Genomic DNA, 18,256 nt, shown 5'->3' with positions numbered 1-18,256 from the left:
AATACTTCTGCACCTACTACCTATTTTATTTATTGGATATTTATACTTCAAAAAAATTACACATCATTCACAATTAGGATACATACCCAAAATATCATTTGAACATGTTATTATATTTTAAGATAATATAAAATCAGTTTTTCTATAAGAGAACTTAATTTTTATGTAGTACGAAACTGTTAGTAATACAGCATATACTAATTTAGTTATAAAAACATTTAAAGACCACCTATTTCCATAAGTGATCTTGCTTTGTGATTCTGTATTTGTGCACTACTGTAGAAATATATCGTAGAAACGCTTTGTTTGCTAAATGTTTAGTTCTTTCCATTTACTAAAAAACATAGCTTCATACACTAAATATTCGTTACATTGCAAACTATTATTTTGTCTTCTGTACAGGCAAACTACTAAAAATTAATTCAGCAACTTTTACATATCCTTTTGAGTTTGGATGAATTAAATCCTTAGACCAAAGCGTATTGTCATTAACTAAATGATGATTCCAAAAATCAACATGATGAAGCTTATACTCTCTGCTCAGTGAATGTATAACTTTATTTGCCTCTAATAATTGTTCTTTTATTACTTGTTTTTTTTCAGAAGCAAAAGGAAGCCTAACTGTAAAATCTGGAAGGTTTGCTATAATAATATCAGCCCCTGCTTTACTTAATGTATCTATCATAAATTCCATATCATTCTTATATGCATCATGATTCCAACGTCCTTTTAAAACATCGTTTGCCCCTGCAATGAGACTAACCAAATCTGGATTAAAAGTTAACGCCTTTTCCAATTGCTGCAAGCGAATTTCTTCAGTTACTAACCCACGCTTTGCAAAATTGGCATATTCTATATCGTTTGCACACAGTTGAACAAAATGATCTACCCAGCTTTTTAATGCAATTCCCTCAACTTCATCCCCTATCCCCTCTGTAAAACTATCACCAATTGCTACAAATCGCTTCCACATATGTATTCCCCCTTTATTTTTAAACATATCTATACTATACAATAGCTCACAGCGTAATTGTTATTTCTAAGTGTTTTTCGATTTCAATTATATTCGACTTTACTATATTTACATTTAGAATCCAAAATTGACCGATTCCCAAGTATACTAAGGAATCGGTCATATTCGTATATTTACTAAAGAAATAAAATCCCGCTAGGAATTATACTTTTTTTCAAAAAATTTGTTGTTCTTTGTTTTGCCCAGTTGATACATTTCTTTTCGATTAAATGATACGAAACTATAGAAAAAAGTATTGTCATTGCAATGCACAAAGTAAGAAGGAAAAAGATAGGTATCTTTGTATACAATAGTTTAAATAGTATCATCATGATTGGAAAATGACACAAATAGATACTGTATGAAATTTCTCCTAAGTATACAAATACACTCTTATTTAAAAATACTTTTACTTTTAGGTTACTCATAGCCATTATAATAAATATACTAACCCCCATTACGACACCCCAATCTTTTAATAAGAAAGTTGTATCATTACGGGAAAAACCATAAATTAAAATGGAATATAAATATAGAATAACCCCTAATGCAATAAGAAATCCTTTTTTAATTTTTTTCATATTCCTATATGAGTAGATAAGTTTTTCCTGATACTTAAAAAGTAACATTCCAACCATAAACATAGATGTAAAATGCAGTGTATCAGCATAACCATTATAAAATCCTTCAGCTTTCCCAATATGCAACATATTAAGAACAACACTAATTAAAGAAAAGCTCAAAGCAAATAGTATCGTTTTCTTCCAATTCAGTTTATAAAAAAGAAGGAATAACAAAGGAAACACAATAGATATACGCATTTCTTGAGCCAATGACCAAATAACTGGATTATAATTTTCCGTAAAAAAGTTATTAAGAAGCACAAAGTGGTTTAAAATATCTAATTTTGTTATAGACCCTTGCCACCTATCATAGAACCAATCCCGTAGTCCTACCACTTCATACGACGAAAATAAAATAAATAAAACAAAGGTAACGATTATCCAAAAATAATAAGGAATATAGATTCTTACAAATCTCTTAATTAAATATCCCCAATAATTTGTTTTTGAATGATAAAGTGCCATAGATAACACAAAACCACTTAGTACATAAAAAACGATAACAGCTTCCCCACCCGCCCATAAAAACCTAAGCGGGGAAAATTTAATAGAATTAGGCAACGATGGTAGCATTAAACAAAAATGTCCAAATACCACAGTAAGTGCCGCTAACCCTCGTATGGAATCTAATTCTTTTATTCTCTTACTCATAAAATGTTCTCCTTGTAAATTGTAAATTTTGCTGTTCATAAAGGCCACTATAAGAATGTAGTGGGAGAATTGTACATATTCTTTCTTTAAATTCCTAATATAAGCAGTACAAAGTTAATTTGACCTCCATTTCTTTATATACATAATTTAAAACAAAATATTTAATACAAAGAAAAGATTTTATTAAATTTTTATAAAGTGAAACATTTAGTTGTATCCTATAAAATTAGCTTTTTACTATATCAATCGCACTATCCCACATACCACTAAAAAAAGATCCTGTTTTACGTATAAAACGTGTAAGCCAATTTGCTTGTTCCACATCAGATTTTGTTACAAGGTCTATTTGTAATGAATTACCTGATAAGAACCCAGGATCTGTATTATCTTTAGACGAGATAATCATTTTACTAATTGTTACACCTTTTTTAATAGGCGCTTCTTGTTCCGTATTCGATACTTTAAATTCTTTTTTATAAATGTCTTTGTTGCCCTTCGGCATTGGAAGCGAAACAACTTGTTTCATTTGAACTACTACATCTTTTTCTTTTGCATTTGCTACTCGAACTGTTTCATGCCCTTTTACTACTGAATCTTTTCCATAGACATTCTTCACTTCAAAATTCGCAAATCCATAATCGTATAATTTCTTTGTTTCATCAAAACGTGCCGTATGAGATTTTGCTTTTATCACTACAGAAATTAGGCGCATACCATTTCTTTCTACTGTACCAGTGAAACAATCTCCCGCTTCTGGAGTCGTTCCTGTTTTCAAACCATCTACACCTTCATATTGCTTAATTAAGCCTTTTAACATCCAATTAAAGTTCGCCATATCAATTGGATATTTACCACCCTCTTGGAATGTTTTTTTAGGAATTTTTGCTGTATTTAATATTTGGGGAAAATCTTGAATAAGACGTTGTGCTAAAATTGCACAATCCCTTGCAGACATTTTATTTTTCTCGTCTAGAGTTGTCCCTTCTAGATGATATCCTTTTAAATCTTGATTTGTTAAGCCGGTAGAGTTTACAAACTTATAGTCTTTCATACCAAACTCTTTTGACTTATCGTTCATCATTTTTACAAAATTGACCTCTTTACCAGCAATCTGTTCAACTAAAGCAATTGTTGCACCATTTGCAGAGTAAATTGCCATTGCCTCATATAACTCTTTTACCGTATAAGAGCCACCATTTTCTAATGGAACATTTGATAGTGAACGATCTTGCGAAATCTTATGTGCATATTCAGAGATTTTAACTTTTTGATCCCATTTAAGTTTTCCTTTATCCACCGCTTCATGAACTAAGTATTCGCTCATCATTTTTGTCATACTAGCAATTGCCAATGATTCATCTGCATTTTTTTCATATAAAATTTTTCCGGAATTTGCTTCTATTAAAATTGCTGATCCTGCTTCAACGTCTATAGCAGGATCTGTTTCCGCTGCTGCTTTTCCAATTGTAACGACCATGCTACAAAATATTGTAAGCACTGTTACTATTGCAATAACTCTCTTGCAAAACATACCTTTCACTTCAGTTACCTCCAATTTCTTTGTACTAAAAAAAAGCGTTATTCTAACATAATCCCGCAAAAAAAATAGACAGTGTTCTCAAATTGTATATACATATAAAACGTTAGAATCGCTTTCATATAGACCATCTCATCCGACACTTTTAGGTGCGCTAATACTTTGTATTTCCACACATATCCTTATTTTTAATCCCCTTATATTTTTCAAAATGATTCACACTTTCATATTTTTTAGGATTACAATTAATAGACAATCTAAATAATACATTTGTTCCACATTTACAAAAAATAAAAAACTACACCCTATACTGGATGTAGTTTTTCTAACTAATTTATTTATTTTTCACTTCATTTTTATAAAAAGTAAATAATGGTTCGATGGATGGACTAGATAACAGCGGAATTGCCTTCTCAATCAATTTCCTATCCCAATCAAACCAACGCATTTCCATTAACATGTTTATTTCTGTATCAGTGAATCGTTTCTTTATTTCCTTAGCAGGATTTCCACCAACTATTGTATACGGCGGAACATCTTTACTTACTACAGATCCTGCAGCAACAATTGCACCTTCACCAATAGTAACGCCAGGCATTATTATAGCATTCATTCCAATCCAAGCATCACTTTTAATGACTGTATTGCCCTTAGGTTCATATGATTGTTTAATTTGCTCAGCGAATGGATATACTGTAATCCATTCTGAGTGATGATTATGGTTACCACCCATTAAAATGACTACTCCACTTGCAATGCAAACATAATTCCCAATAATGAATTTATCAAGGTGCCATCCCATCTGTTCAATTGGATTGAAAAGTGCTTGGGACTTAGCATCTCCCCACAAATACCTTACACATCCATCTTCAAAATTTTGATGACTATAATAGCCTGAATAATAGGAGTACTCTCCTACTTCAATGAGTGGATTTGTTACTATATCTTTTATATACTTTGTTTCTGACCAATGATTAAATAATGGATACTTCATAGCTTTATTCCTCGCTTCTAAGTATTATATATATTGCTATTTACTTAGAAGCTTACTACGACTGCTACATTTTTTAGCTTTCTCAAACGACGAATCATTATCTTCAAGCCTTTCTTTTATACTAGAAAAAGCATAACGCAATACATTACACTAGTCAAATTGTGTAATTTTGAACACATCTTAAACAGTGTAATACTGCAATAAGAACATGAAAACACTTTAACTTTGATACAAATAATATATTGATTACATTTAGTTCATATTTTGTAAAAAAATTTTAATTGCCATGACAAAGCAAACAATAACCACTATTGGTCGTATTAATGCCGTCCCTTTTGTAAGCACCATCTTCGCCCCAATATATGACCCTATAATTTGACCAAGCATCATAATCAATCCAATTGTCCAATCGATTTGGCCAAAAATAATAAAATACAACAAAGCAGCGAAATTACTTGTAAAGTTCAAAATCTTAGCATTTGCAGTCGCCCGTGTAGCACTATATCCACATAAAAGAATGAACGCTAAAGCAATTAAACTACCTGTTCCTGGGCCGAAGAAACCATCATAAAATCCCAGTAACGGAGCCACTGTTAACGCAAACAACAACATACTTATTTTTCTCGGTCGATCTTCGTTTGCTATATTTGGAGATAATAGAAAATAAATCCCAATAAAAACAAGTAAAAAAGGTAATATCATAATTAGATATTCTGCTCGTATCTGTAAAACAAGCCATCCACCCAAACTGATCCAAAAAAGGTCATTAAGATGGACAAACGCATTTCTTTAAGATTAATCTCTTTCTTCTTAATAAAAAACACTGTTGCCATGAGAGTTCCGCTACTCCCTTGCAGTTTATTAGTTGCTATCGCTACAGAAGGAGACATACCTACTAATAACATTATCGGGATAGTTATCATACCACCGCCTCCAGCAATCGTGTCTACCCATCCTGCTAATACAGCTACTAAAAATAGTAATATGAGTAATTCAATAGTAAAATCCATACAAAGAATATGGGAAGACTTGAGCTATTATACCCCAAACCTCCCCATCAGCCCTCCTCTCTTTAAACTAGTTAATTAAATCTTTAAAGTAACTTTCTTTCTGATCACGTAATCGGCTGGAAACGTATTGCCTGCAAACAATTCTTCTTCCGTATTTATTATTTCCAATCGGGATTTTATATTCTTCCTCAGATAACCTTTCCCTACCATGAGTTACATTTGTTTGTTTACCATAGTAAGAATTTGGTATAAGTAATAAATCTTCAGATGTAAGTGGAACCTTATAAGTAGGCGTTGTTCGTAAGAGTTCTAAAAACATGTCAAATTTCAATTTTTCTTCTTCACTTTCTCCCACATAAATCAATCTATTTTCTGCTCCATTTAAACAAGTTGCAATAATATCGCCATTATCATCCAAAAATATAATTTGGTTTATTTCCCCTACAAATCCAGATATTTCACCATCCGCCATTCCTGCTATATGAGCAATAGGCATTTTACTTATTGCCAATATGTCATCTTTACTGAAGTGATTTTCTTCAAGATGCTTTTGAAGTAATTTTGGCGTTCCAATATGAGTTTGAGTTTTTAAATTTAACACTCCTTTTAATAAAAGAGCATCAACTCTAGTAAATTTTCCACAAGTAATTTCAGACACTATTCGTTCCACAGATTTATTAAGTCTATTTGATACAATTTCTAAATTCGTATTGAATGTATTCAATCTTGCTTCAATATCTGATTTTTCTTTCATATCTGTATACACTGTGGCATCGTTATGTTGATAAAAGTTCCCGCCACCGGTGCTTGCACCGACATTTCGCAAAACTTCATCGTTATTTAAAGGAGAAATGAGATGAAATCTATTTTTCCCAGCATGTTCGGATGGGTGAATTAAAGCATCATAATTAAAAAGTGTGGCAAAAAGCCATGTGACCCATTCTGCATAAAAATATTTTTTCATTCTATCGTGTTCGTCTTCACCATAATTAAAACCTCTGCGATTTTCCCCAGGTAATAGTGTTTCCATAGGATCACATGGAGTATTTTTAATAAGGATAGGCGGTACGTTCCCACCACAATTCGCTATTTTTATCATGTGTAGTAGATTTTTCATGTCTGAATTCGGGGTTTTCTTTGAATAGTCAATCAAACAATTAAGCCACTCTTTTGAAAAATATGCTACTATTTCTTGATCACAAGTATAAGGATTATGAGTTTTTAATTCATTGTCTATCAGATTCTTCATTTTATCCTTCAATAGATTCGGAATAGTAATTTCTTCAATTTCTGTAATCTGCAGTATTCCTTTATTCATTATAAAACCTCCGTTGTTTTATTTTTTACACCCTATCTTCTATTAAACAAACTATCCACTTCTTTTTTACTCCTTTACTTTTCGTCAGAGCTATTAGAATTACCGATTTACAAATAAAAAACATGGAGTATAAGAGATTTCTTCTTAGTTACATTTCCCCCACGAACCTCTATTGAATTGACAAATTTAATTTAAAAATCTGATTCATTTTCATACTTTACTTTCAAACTATGTTTATATGATTTTCAATTCAAGTAAGAGTATTTCATTTTCTAAAGTTTTCCTAATTTTAAAATCAGAATTTTCAATACAACTATGTTAACACTAAAAATATAACACGAAACCAAAAAATGTAAATGAATAGTTTTTTTATAAAAAATAGTCAGACTATTTACAAGGTAATTCGTATTCCATTGAACCAACTACGGCCCCTCAATTTTATTGATAACAATAAAAAAGCCCCCTAAATGATAGAGGACTTTTTCCAAGTATATTCTATTTTAAAGTTCTTACTTACCTTTTACTTTAAAAGATATTGCTGTAACTTCTTTATTAACAGTTCCATCCCGTTTGGACTTACAATAATCTTCCCATTCGCTAACGAAATATTGCTGTCTGAAATATCTCCTGTAAGTGCACAAGCTCTTGGAGATTGATATTTTCGTAAAATAATCTGATCCTCTTCTATAAACATTTCAAGAGAATCTTTTTCTACAATTCCTAAACTCCGTCTTATTTCCATTGGAATAACAATACGCCCCATACTATCTGCTTTACGAGTAATTCCTCTTGATTTCATAAAATGCCACCCTTTATATTTATCTAATATTACGGTATTCATTTTAGCAATAAACAACAATTAGGAATAGTTCGTATTACAGTACTTTTTTTAGAAATAAATAACAATTAGGAATAGTTTATGTTAAAATTCTTTCTTGTTTATTCTTGATTTTTAATATATTTTTCCTTGATCATTTTTATATATTGTTTTCTTTCAGTTAGTTCAAATATAAATAATGCTTTTTTTATGTCTGTTAAACCAACTTCATTAGAGTGCTGAACTTTCAATAAAATTGCACCTTTTTCAAAAAACAATTCACCTAATAAGTATAAAGTATTCATATTTATGGCTAATTTTATGCCTATTTCACTATACTTTATTGCTTCTTCATATTGATTTGCAAGGTGTAAACATTTTGTTAACGTATGAATGAGTCTTAATTTGATTTCTTTTTCTCTAGGAAATTCTATCTTATTAAAATTAATTAAACTTTGTTTTAATATATTTATACTTTTCTCATACTCTTCATTTTCTGCATGTATTATAGCAATTGAATTCATTATGCTTATTTCTTTTTCTGATAAAAAGTTAGTACTACTTAAGGTTTGTTTTAGTGCTCTATTTAAAATGTCAAAAGCATTACTTGTTGCTCCATTTACATAATATATAGCAATCGCTTCATGCCATAATAGAAATTGTTTATCTTCTTTTGATTGGAAATTATCATCATTTTTCTCTTTTTTTACTATTTCGTAAAGCTCATTATATTGTTTTTGTTTTACACAATCTCTCATTACACATTTTACATTTTCAATATATTTTATTTTTTTATTTTTGGTTAGTGCGAATATATAATTTGGATCAATACCAAGTCTTTCAGATAATTGATACAACAATATGCTAGATGGATAAATAATACCTTTTTCTATCTTACTAATTTGACTTTGTGAACATATTCCATGACATAATTCAGATTGTGACATGTTTTTTTTCTTTCTAAGTTCTTTAATAATAATACCAAGATTGTAGAATTCCATCTTTCCTCCCTCAAATGTAACACTTTATGAGTATAAGAATATTTTCCAACTTTTAATGTAATGTAAAATTGATATAGTTACAATTACTAATTATATGGATTTATAGTTTCTTTTACAAACTTGTACCACAATACGAGAAATTATTAAAATATGGTTCACTAATAATCAATGTGCGTTTTATTCACCCCCACTGATTATTAGTCCATCCCAGGCAGGCGTTTACAGGGAGTCCGACTTCTTTGCCACATCTAGATTTTGAGGTGGGAGTCTTACTACCCGCAAATAGCCGGATTAAAATAAATATGATTTTTCACCTTTATTTCTTTTAATAGTTTCTTTTGATATTTATATAAATAATTTCGAAGGAGCGTATTTTATGAAAAGAATGTTGACCGAAAGAGAGTTAGAAGTGGCTATTTATGTAGCAAAAGGATATACGGATGCAGAAATTTCCAAAAAAATATATGTTACCCCTCGAAGAATTTCAACGATAATTAATCATATTAAAGAAAAATGGCATATTAATTCTAGAGTGGAATTAGGTATTTTAGTTTATCATTATGGTTTTATAGATGCACCCTTATTTTCAAATAAAAAAATTCAGCTATGTAAAAAGGTTGTACAATAGATAGCGGAATATAACGAGTTTAAATTGCAAATAAAAATAGAAGAGCAAACAAACTTTTATTATTTGGTTTACTCCATCACTTTTTAAATTTCAGACATTAATATAAAAAGGTTAGAGAATTAACTTCTCTAACCTTTTTATATACACTATTAGGTTTCAAACAGTAAAGATGCCCTAATGCTACCATTGATCCTGTTCCCTATTCAACCTTGTATAAACAAAAAAAAATCAGACATTACCACTATTCAAAACCAGTTACAATTCTCTCTTTCATTTTCTGTATTACTTCACTGCTCAATACTTTTTGACCAGCAGGAAGTTTTAATATGGCAGCGGCACCTTTACTAAGGTATATTTCTTGATCATTATTTTGATTTACTACCAATATTCCTTGCCCTTCAAATTCGAAATAACTAATATCTTTTGTTTCATTTGTATTATTTTTTATTGCTTTATATAATCCATATAAATCTTTACTTCTATTTTCTCCGCCCGTTCGAATCGGTTCAGTATCATTCGCAACAATTAGTCCTTCTGGCTGCTCACCCTTCATAATAAACCACAGCTTTTCATTTGTTGGTAATAGTAAATTCTTAAATTCAGAGCTATTTAAAATTTGCTGTGCTGGAATTGTTTCATAGATTGGTAACGAAAATGGGGATGTTGTTATTTTTTCAAAACTTAAATTTTCAGAAGAACTTCCCTTACTATATTGATAATCTTTTAATGCGATCGATTGTACTGATTCACTTTTATTTTTTGATGCATAACTAATTTTACTAGCGAAAATAATAACGGTCATTAAGCACATGCACAGTATCACAAGCTTAAGTAGTTTTCCCATTTATGAACCCCCGCTTTTAATATTATTAGTTTGCATGGATATTATAAACAGTTTCACTCCACCAAAAATTATTATTGTTATGGAACGTACTGAAATTATGATTATAATGATCACCATACCAAGGGTCCATGTATGTTATATAATCTGTTCCATTTGTCCCTTTATAAAATCCATCAAGTACTAAAAAGTGTCCGATGTTAGCTCCATTTTGCCACATAATGAGTGCAATCATCGGCTGATTACTATTAATTTGACTTTTGAACCAATCATACGATTTTGCTCCAGAACTTATAGCTGAGCTAACCCCATATCCGGATAATCCATATTGTATTTCACGTGAAGTTGCAGGATTATTATATGATCCACCCTTAACATACCTAACGTACTGATCTTGTGAAGGAGTTTTTCCAAAATAATTTAAAACTGAAACCGAAGTGCCTGCCCAACACCAATTTGACCTTTCTTGTAATATGTTAGGTACAGATAATTTACGATCTATTGATGTATTTGGAGGATTTCCATTAATATACGCTGACGTTACATATACTTTTTTTCCATCTTTTAAATAATAAAACCAACGATTATCTAAATTTCCTGTCCAGTAATCTTTAACCGCTTCACCATACTCCCATCCTTTAAAAGATACTGTTGTATTTCCGGGAATCACATCTACAATATTTGCATTTAAACTTTTTGCCTCTCTAACATTTACATTCAATGGAGCTGTTGTCCCTGAAAATTCAACTTCTTCTGCTATTATTTTCTGAACACCAATAAAACTAAATGTGAAAAACAATAAAAACATACAAACAATAAAATGCTTTCTTTCCTTCATTTCTCCACCCCTTCATCAGTACTAAAAAAACATCAACAATTCATCCTTATTAATTGTTCAAGCTTAATATTACATACTAACGAAAAATGACTTCTCATAAAGTGAATCTTTAATCAGTAGTGGTTTTATTCATCCCCCACTGATTATTAGTTAAACCAATCGGGCTGCCCGGCAAATAGCGGGATAAATTCCAATACAAAAAAGGAGCCTATAAATTTTTATAGACTCCTTTTTATTTCGTCGTTATTACTTAGCTAATTCTTTCGTACCCTTCATTACATCAATGAAGAATCCCCAGTTATTCACTACAGAAGAAATACTGATATGTTCATCTGGAGTGTGGACGTTGAAAATGTCTGGTCCGAATGAAATTGCATCTAATTCAGGCATCTTTTGAACGAATGCGCTACACTCAATCCCCGCATGTACAGCGAAGATTTCAATTTCTTTATTGTATTTTTCTTGATGTACTTTTTCAAATAAATTACGAATTTGTGAGTTTGGATTGTATGGCCATTCTGGATACTCTGACTCTATTTCAAATGTAGCACCAACTAATTCAGCAATATATTTGATTTCTTCTGCAACATGTTGTTTTAAACTACTTACAGAACTTCGCACTTCGTTACGTAATTTAATTTCATCTTGCAACGTTTCAATAACGCCTAAATTTGTTGAGCTTTGTACAAGACCTTTAATATCCATGCTCATACTTTGAATGCCATTCGGAATTAAGAATAATGATGAAATAAGCTGCTTTTGTGTCTCTTTAGCAAATACTTTTTCAACTTTTTCATCCAATTTTGTCAGTGTAACATGAACATCTGGATCAACAGCACGCATTTCTTCTTGTAATACACGTGTCCATGATTCTAGTTTTTCTTCTACTTGTCCTACATCTTCTGTACGAATTAAAATTGTAGCTACACTTTCACGCGGAATTGCATTCGTTTTTAATCCGCCGTGAACTTCACTTATGTAAAACTCCGTATGTACTGATAAATCACGTAATACTCGTCCTAATACTTTGTTCGCATTACCGCGTTGCTTATCAATTTCCATACCAGAATGGCCGCCTTTTAGACCACCAACATATAGACGGTATGCATCCATATTCGCTGGCGTTTCATCCCAAATTACGGGAATTGTTTCAACAGCTTTCGCACCACCTGCACTACTTACAAGTAATTTATGATCTTCTTCAGAATCAATATTTATAAATATCTTTCCTTCAAAATGATTTGGATCAATAGCAAAAGCCCCGCCCATTGTCGTTTCTTCTTCAGTAGTGATAACGACTTCAAGTGCTGGATGCGGAATTTCTTTTGAATCTAATAAAGCTAATGCATACGCAACTGCAATACCATTATCAGCACCTAGAGTTGTTTGATTTGCATATAACATGTCCCCAATGATTCGTAATTCAATTGGATCTTTTTCAAAATCATGTACTGTTGCTTGATTTTTTTCGCAAACCATATCCATATGACCTTGAATAATAATAGCTGGTACATTTTCATAACCAGCTGTTGCTTCTTTTTTAATAATAACATTTAATGCTTCATCTTGAATGACTTCCAAGTTACGCTCTTTTGCAAAGCCCACTAAATAATCACTAATTTCCTTTTCATTACCTGATCCTCTAGGAATCTTTGAAATTTCTGCAAAATGATAAAATACAGGGTGCTTTGTTAATTGTTCTAAAGTAGAATACATTTTTCAAGCTCCTCTCAAAATGAAAAAATAGTATGTAAGTCTTTTATCATTATACCATGATTCATTATTTTACCTTTCTTTTAACTTTTATTGTTCATTTTATGTACAACACTCTTACAATATTGTAAGGGCGTTGTAAGCTATATCGATTTTTCTCATTTAATAATAGTCGTATACTTTTTAAAGAAACACATTAAAGGAGATAAAGAAAATGAAAAAGTTTTTAGCAATTATTACACTATGTTTATTATTTTTTAGTTTTACTATTGGCTGTGAGAGAGCGTCACTAAATAGAATTGGTAAGGATGTATATTACATGCAGATAAAAGGCGAAGGAACTATCGAAAAAGTAGATGGTAGAAACTTACGAAACTATACGCTGCCCGCATATGATGAAGATGGTGTCAAAAAACAAATTACATTTAGAAGTACAAAAAAAGAAAACAACCATAAATTAAATGAAGACGCGTTTTTACGCCTTTATGTAGATCAAGATGATAATAGCAAAAATGAAATATCATCAATTGAAGTAAAGTCCTATGAAGAGATTCAGAAAGCAGATTTACCTGAAAAAGTAAAAGATAAGTTTACTATTAAATAAAAAAACAAAAGAAAATGCTCTATGCATTTTCTTTTGTTTTTTTCACCTGTATATATTTTGAACTACTATTATTCATCAGTTTCTCTAACCGATTTATATTCTCCGTTAATGCACCTTTCACAAGAGAGAAATCTGTATTGGATTCTTCTTTTTTTTCTTTAAAAAACGAAGACTTTTGTACATTGACTTCAGCCATCTCTTCTCCCCCTTTTCAAAAAGATACAACCTTTTATTTATATTATATAGCAAATGTAGAAAGAGTGTACACTTATGATTTTCTTTTTAATTCTTCTTCTAATTCTTCTACTTGCTGCAACGTATCCCCTTTTATTAAAGAGAAATCTGTTGTATCTTCGTTATCTTCTTTAAAAAAATCATTGTCATAATCTTTTACCACTACAATCACCTCTACATGCTAGTGTAGGAATGATTGTCCAATTTTATTCAACTTTGTCGGATTTTGTTTTTAATTTATGTATAGAAGAAAAGGACAGAAAAAGATTCTGTCCTTATTTACTAAAATAACTATGATGTATTGTTAAATTATATACATTTTCAAAATCCCGATCTTGCAGGTTATTTTTCTTTCCATCAATAACAATGAAAACGTCACTTACTATTTTTGCTGGTATAATCCCGACATTTTCTACTTGCACCGCTTTCTGCTCATTCAATTGCTCGATATGTTCTAACGGGACGATAATACTAAATTGTGAGCGAATACCACGAAAGTTTGTATTTAATTCCTTCGCAGCTTCAAAAACAACAATTTTCGCGCCAATCTTTTCCCCATATGAATCTAAAAATGCATTTAAGCTCTTTGTATATTCCTCTTCCGTATGCCATTCCATCGTACCGAATACTGCTGGATTAACATTTTGAATAATTGTCGTGTATATTTCTCCTCTTGCTTTAGATGCAATTAATGATCGTTTTATGGATTGAACTGTCTTGCCAATATCGCTAAATTTTGCACCCCATATTTCTGAAATATTAGGCGTTAAAATGAACGCAATATCAACAAAAATAACCATTGCAGTAAACATTAAAAGATTTTTCCAGAGGGTTAAATCGATTCCTTTTACCATGAAATACACGGTGACAGATATGATAAACAAACCATACCAAGTCTTTCTAATACGTTGCTTCTTCTCCTCGTACAACTCTTCATTTTTCCAATAAAAGAAAACAAGGACTACAAAGACAATCGCTAAAACAAATAAGCCAATTCGAATGTTAGAGATCATTAATCACATCACCCTCCATTCAAAAACTACTCACGATATCATTACATGCGCAAGCTGCTCTCTTTATGACAAAAGACGTGGACAAGCTTCTAAAATTAGCTACATCGCATATATATTAGAAGGTACCACGTCTTTTATCCTGCTATTTGTGAGCAGTAAGACCCCACTGATTAAAATTTCACTTTACCATGAGTCTATATTGTATATGTAGACAAGCATTCATTTCAAATTTTCGTATTAAAAAGAAATATGTTTCGGAATTTCCCCTTCAGGTACTTCTCCATCCATACTTAAATAATAATGACGAATCGGACGTAAGTTTTCGTCTAATTCATAAACAAGCGGAATGCTAGTTGGAATATTTAATGAAACTACACCATCACTTGAAAGGTTGTCTAAATATTTTACTAGCGAGCGAATTGTGTTACCGTGTGATGAAATAATTACTTTATTACCACTTTTTAATGTCGGCGCAATTTCTGAATGCCAATAAGCAAGTACTCTCTTCTCCGTATCCTCTAAACATTCAGTTAATGGAAATTCACCTTTTTTGAGTGTTTTATATCTTGGATCGGTCGCTTCATATCGAGGATCGTCTTCAGTAAGAGCCGGTGGTCTTACATCAACACTTCTTCTCCAAATATGAACTTGCTCCTCACCATATTTTTGAGCAGTTTCATCTTTATTCAACCCTTGCAATGCACCATAATGTCTTTCATTTAGCTTCCAAGATTTATGTATTGGGACCCAAGTAAGATCCATCTCATGAAGTACAATCCATAACGTCCGAATTGCGCGTTTTAATACAGATGTATAAGCCACATCAAAAGTATATCCGTTTTTCTTTAATATTGCTCCTGCTTCTCTCGCTTCACTTAATCCATTCTCTGATAGATCAACATCTGTCCATCCAGTAAAGCGATTTTCAAGATTCCATAAACTTTGTCCGTGACGAATAAGTACAAGTTTTATCATTATAATTCCCCTTTCGGAAATGTGAATTTTATTGTTCCATTACGTACACGTATAAAGTATCTAGTAATGTATCTTTTTATCCATTCACTCTATGACCAATCGATAGTTGCCAAATGTATGGATAAAATTTGTTCTTTTTCAAACGATAAAAACAGAAGCTTTTTCATTATTTTTGATCGACTGGTATTTCCCGTTTCGATATCCAAGCATCAAAACCTGATCGGCTATTTGCCATTTCATTCATAACTTGGTGCCAATTGTCCTCACATGATTCACCAAATTTTGAAAAAATAGCACCCATTTGTTGTCTTTGTACATCACTCAGTTTTTTCTCTAAATCTGTACCTTTTTCTGTTAAAGACAACTGTTTCACACGTCGATCATGCATAGCTTCATTACTCTCAATTAAGCCCTTTTCCACAAGTTGACGTAGCGGCCCGTGAAGAGCTTGTTTACTTATTTCTAATAGTGATAATAACTCATTTACACTTATCCCTGGAAAACGTGCGATAAAAAATAAAATTCGATGATGTACTCGTTGAATGCCATATTCTTTTATAATTTCATCTGGCTTTTCAGTAAATGTTTTATATGCAAAATAAAATAATGCTAATGCCTCATTCATCTGCTCTTCTTTATGTTGTGTCATCTACTTTCCCCCTGTATGTAAATTATACCACAATCTAGTAATGAATATTTTAATCAACGCATTAGAACTTCTTTAGTCTATTGAAACATTCATTGCATAATTAGGAGATGATTCATTTGAAAAAACAATATACTGTAAGTACATATTTATTGGATAGACTACACGAATTAGGAATTGAACATATATTTGGGGTTCCTGGTGATTATAATCTTGCCTTTTTAGATGATGTGATAGCACATAAAAGTTTAAAATGGATTGGCAATTGTAATGAATTAAATGCTGCATATGCAGCAGATGGGTACGCTCGCATAAAAGGAATCGCTGCTCTTATTACTACTTTCGGTGTCGGAGAATTAAGCGCCATTAACGGCATTGCTGGCTCATATGCAGAAAACGTACCAGTTATAAAAATCACGGGTACGCCACCAACAAAAGTAATGGAAAATGGAGCAATCGTTCATCATACGTTAGGCGATGGAAAGTTCGACCACTTTTCCAATATGTATCGAGAAATCACTGTGGCACAAACAAATGTAACACCTGAGCATGCTGTTGAGGAAATTGACCGTGTTTTACGTGCATGTTGGAATGAAAAACGCCCTGTTCATATTAATTTGCCGATTGATGTGTATAATAAACCAATTAATAAACCTACGGAACCAATTTTATATAAACCGATTTTAAGTAATAAAGAAGCGTTGGATAAAATGCTTCTACATGCCACTTCAAAAATAAAAAACGCCAAAAAACCTGTTATTTTAGCTGATTTTGAAGTAGATCGATTTCACGCTAAAGAAAATTTACATCAATTCGTAGAAAAAACTGGGTTTCCCATCGCGACGTTAAGTATGGGAAAAGGAATATTCCCAGAAAAACACCCTCAATTTATAGGTGTTTATACTGGTGATGTAAGTTCTCCGTACTTGCGAAAAAGAATTGATGAGTCTGATTGTATTATTAGTATTGGTGTGAAGTTAACTGATACTATTACAGGCGGCTTCACACAAGGTTTTACAAAAGAACAAGTGATAGAAATCCATCCCTACACTGTGAAAATTATAGATAAAAAATACGGTCCAGTTGTAATGCAGGATGTTTTACAACATTTAAGTGATTCAATTGAGCATCGTAATAAAGATACCCTTGAAATTAAGCCATTTATTTTAGAATCATCACCTTTTACTGAAGAGTTCAATCCAAAAGCACAAATGGTCACACAAAAACGTTTTTGGCAGCAAATGTACCATTTCTTACAAGAAAACGACGTCTTAATTGTAGAGCAAGGAACACCTTTCTTTGGTAGTGCCGCTATCCCTCTACCTAATAACACTGCATATGTAGGTCAACCGTTATGGGGATCTATCGGATATACACTGCCCGCTCTACTTGGTACACAGCTCGCCAATTTATCACGGCGCAACATTTTAATTATTGGTGATGGTTCTTTCCAAGTAACTGCCCAAGAGTTATCAACTATACTACGTCAAAATTTAAAACCGATTATATTTTTAATCAATAACAACGGATACACTGTTGAACGTGCCATTCACGGCCAAAACCAACTTTATAATGACATACAGATGTGGGATTACAATAAACTATCAATGGTATTTGGATCCGAAGAAAAAAGTCTAACATTTAAAGTAGAAAATGAAGCAGAATTAGCAGAAGTCTTAACAAATATAACTTTTAATAAGAATCAACTTATCTTTATTGAAGTTATAATGAACCAAAGCGATCAACCTGAATTGTTAGCTAAACTCGGGAAAAGATTCGGTCAGCAAAATTCTTAATATAA

At 31.7% G+C, this 18,256-nt stretch carries 18 protein-coding genes and 1 pseudogene; 3 read left to right on the top strand and 16 right to left on the bottom strand.

Features of this window, described 5'->3' with window-relative positions; translation table 11 throughout:
* Nucleotides 1–382: 382 nt before the first annotated feature.
* The 8 genes and pseudogenes from MHB52_RS12815 to MHB52_RS12780 form a co-directional block, all read right to left on the bottom strand.
* Complete coding sequence (locus MHB52_RS12815; RefSeq protein WP_061664164.1) at nt 383–973, bottom strand: SGNH/GDSL hydrolase family protein; 591 nt, start codon at nt 971–973, stop codon at nt 383–385.
* Between the two features lie 176 nt (nt 974–1,149).
* Nucleotides 1,150–2,325, bottom strand: a complete 1,176-nt coding sequence (locus MHB52_RS12810; protein WP_001999762.1) for an acyltransferase family protein — start codon at nt 2,323–2,325, stop codon at nt 1,150–1,152.
* Nucleotides 2,326–2,512: 187 nt separating this feature from the next.
* Nucleotides 2,513–3,826 (bottom strand): D-alanyl-D-alanine carboxypeptidase family protein, encoded by a 1,314-nt coding sequence (locus MHB52_RS12805; protein WP_016117928.1) that lies wholly within the window; start codon nt 3,824–3,826, stop codon nt 2,513–2,515.
* A 331-nt stretch (nt 3,827–4,157) separates the two neighbouring features.
* Complete coding sequence (locus tag MHB52_RS12800) at nt 4,158–4,817, bottom strand: CatB-related O-acetyltransferase (RefSeq protein ID WP_061664162.1); 660 nt, start codon at nt 4,815–4,817, stop codon at nt 4,158–4,160.
* A 252-nt stretch (nt 4,818–5,069) separates the two neighbouring features.
* Nucleotides 5,070–5,827 (bottom strand): annotated as a pseudogene (locus MHB52_RS12795) (TSUP family transporter).
* 67 nt (nt 5,828–5,894) lie between these two features.
* Nucleotides 5,895–7,145: a hypothetical protein gene (locus MHB52_RS12790; RefSeq protein WP_001032362.1), complete on the bottom strand. Its 1,251-nt coding sequence runs from the start codon at nt 7,143–7,145 to the stop codon at nt 5,895–5,897.
* A 520-nt stretch (nt 7,146–7,665) separates the two neighbouring features.
* Entirely contained in the window at nt 7,666–7,944 is a 279-nt protein-coding gene (locus tag MHB52_RS12785; RefSeq protein ID WP_000842216.1) for an AbrB/MazE/SpoVT family DNA-binding domain-containing protein, read from the bottom strand.
* Between the two features lie 140 nt (nt 7,945–8,084).
* Complete coding sequence (locus MHB52_RS12780) at nt 8,085–8,963, bottom strand: helix-turn-helix domain-containing protein (RefSeq protein ID WP_000397983.1); 879 nt, start codon at nt 8,961–8,963, stop codon at nt 8,085–8,087.
* A 376-nt stretch (nt 8,964–9,339) separates the two neighbouring features.
* On the opposite strand from MHB52_RS12780, the gene MHB52_RS12775 reads away from it, so the two are divergent.
* On the top strand, nt 9,340–9,591 hold the full coding sequence (locus MHB52_RS12775; protein WP_000827560.1) for a response regulator transcription factor: 252 nt from the start codon (nt 9,340–9,342) through the stop codon (nt 9,589–9,591).
* 241 nt (nt 9,592–9,832) lie between these two features.
* On the opposite strand, the gene MHB52_RS12770 is transcribed toward MHB52_RS12775, so the two are convergent.
* From MHB52_RS12770 to pepD, 3 genes are all read right to left on the bottom strand, one after another.
* Nucleotides 9,833–10,435, bottom strand: a complete 603-nt coding sequence (locus MHB52_RS12770; RefSeq protein WP_000517260.1) for a hypothetical protein — start codon at nt 10,433–10,435, stop codon at nt 9,833–9,835.
* A 25-nt stretch (nt 10,436–10,460) separates the two neighbouring features.
* Nucleotides 10,461–11,270, bottom strand: a complete 810-nt coding sequence (locus tag MHB52_RS12765; RefSeq protein WP_000664547.1) for a papain-like cysteine protease family protein — start codon at nt 11,268–11,270, stop codon at nt 10,461–10,463.
* 246 nt (nt 11,271–11,516) lie between these two features.
* Entirely contained in the window at nt 11,517–12,986 is a 1,470-nt protein-coding gene (gene pepD, locus MHB52_RS12760) for a beta-Ala-His dipeptidase (RefSeq protein ID WP_061664881.1), read from the bottom strand.
* Between the two features lie 211 nt (nt 12,987–13,197).
* Here pepD and MHB52_RS12755 point away from each other — a divergent pair, with 211 nt between their 5' ends.
* Nucleotides 13,198–13,587 (top strand): YxeA family protein, encoded by a 390-nt coding sequence (locus MHB52_RS12755; RefSeq protein ID WP_000713864.1) that lies wholly within the window; start codon nt 13,198–13,200, stop codon nt 13,585–13,587.
* A 19-nt stretch (nt 13,588–13,606) separates the two neighbouring features.
* On the opposite strand, the gene spoIISB is transcribed toward MHB52_RS12755, so the two are convergent.
* From spoIISB to MHB52_RS12730, 5 genes are all read right to left on the bottom strand, one after another.
* On the bottom strand, nt 13,607–13,783 hold the full coding sequence (gene spoIISB / locus MHB52_RS12750) for a stage II sporulation protein SB (RefSeq protein ID WP_000852627.1): 177 nt from the start codon (nt 13,781–13,783) through the stop codon (nt 13,607–13,609).
* A gap of 72 nt (nt 13,784–13,855) precedes the next feature.
* Entirely contained in the window at nt 13,856–13,984 is a 129-nt protein-coding gene (locus MHB52_RS12745; RefSeq protein ID WP_000237818.1) for a hypothetical protein, read from the bottom strand.
* A gap of 112 nt (nt 13,985–14,096) precedes the next feature.
* Nucleotides 14,097–14,834, bottom strand: coding sequence for a type II toxin-antitoxin system SpoIISA family toxin (locus MHB52_RS12740; RefSeq protein ID WP_061664880.1), 738 nt, complete (start codon nt 14,832–14,834; stop codon nt 14,097–14,099).
* A 237-nt stretch (nt 14,835–15,071) separates the two neighbouring features.
* On the bottom strand, nt 15,072–15,809 hold the full coding sequence (gpmA, locus tag MHB52_RS12735) for a 2,3-diphosphoglycerate-dependent phosphoglycerate mutase (protein ID WP_000594152.1): 738 nt from the start codon (nt 15,807–15,809) through the stop codon (nt 15,072–15,074).
* A gap of 166 nt (nt 15,810–15,975) precedes the next feature.
* Nucleotides 15,976–16,458 (bottom strand): MarR family winged helix-turn-helix transcriptional regulator, encoded by a 483-nt coding sequence (locus MHB52_RS12730; RefSeq protein WP_000191888.1) that lies wholly within the window; start codon nt 16,456–16,458, stop codon nt 15,976–15,978.
* Nucleotides 16,459–16,565: 107 nt separating this feature from the next.
* Between MHB52_RS12730 and MHB52_RS12725 the strand changes: the two genes are divergently transcribed.
* Nucleotides 16,566–18,251 (top strand): alpha-keto acid decarboxylase family protein, encoded by a 1,686-nt coding sequence (locus tag MHB52_RS12725; RefSeq protein WP_033693989.1) that lies wholly within the window; start codon nt 16,566–16,568, stop codon nt 18,249–18,251.
* Nucleotides 18,252–18,256: the final 5 nt, after the last annotated feature.

This window comes from Bacillus sp. FSL K6-0073 (assembly GCF_038006085.1).
GTDB classification, from domain to species: Bacteria; Bacillota; Bacilli; order Bacillales; family Bacillaceae_G; genus Bacillus_A; species Bacillus_A cereus.
Note: the sequence above shows the minus strand (reverse complement) of the source record. Positions and strands in the feature narration are given on the sequence as shown.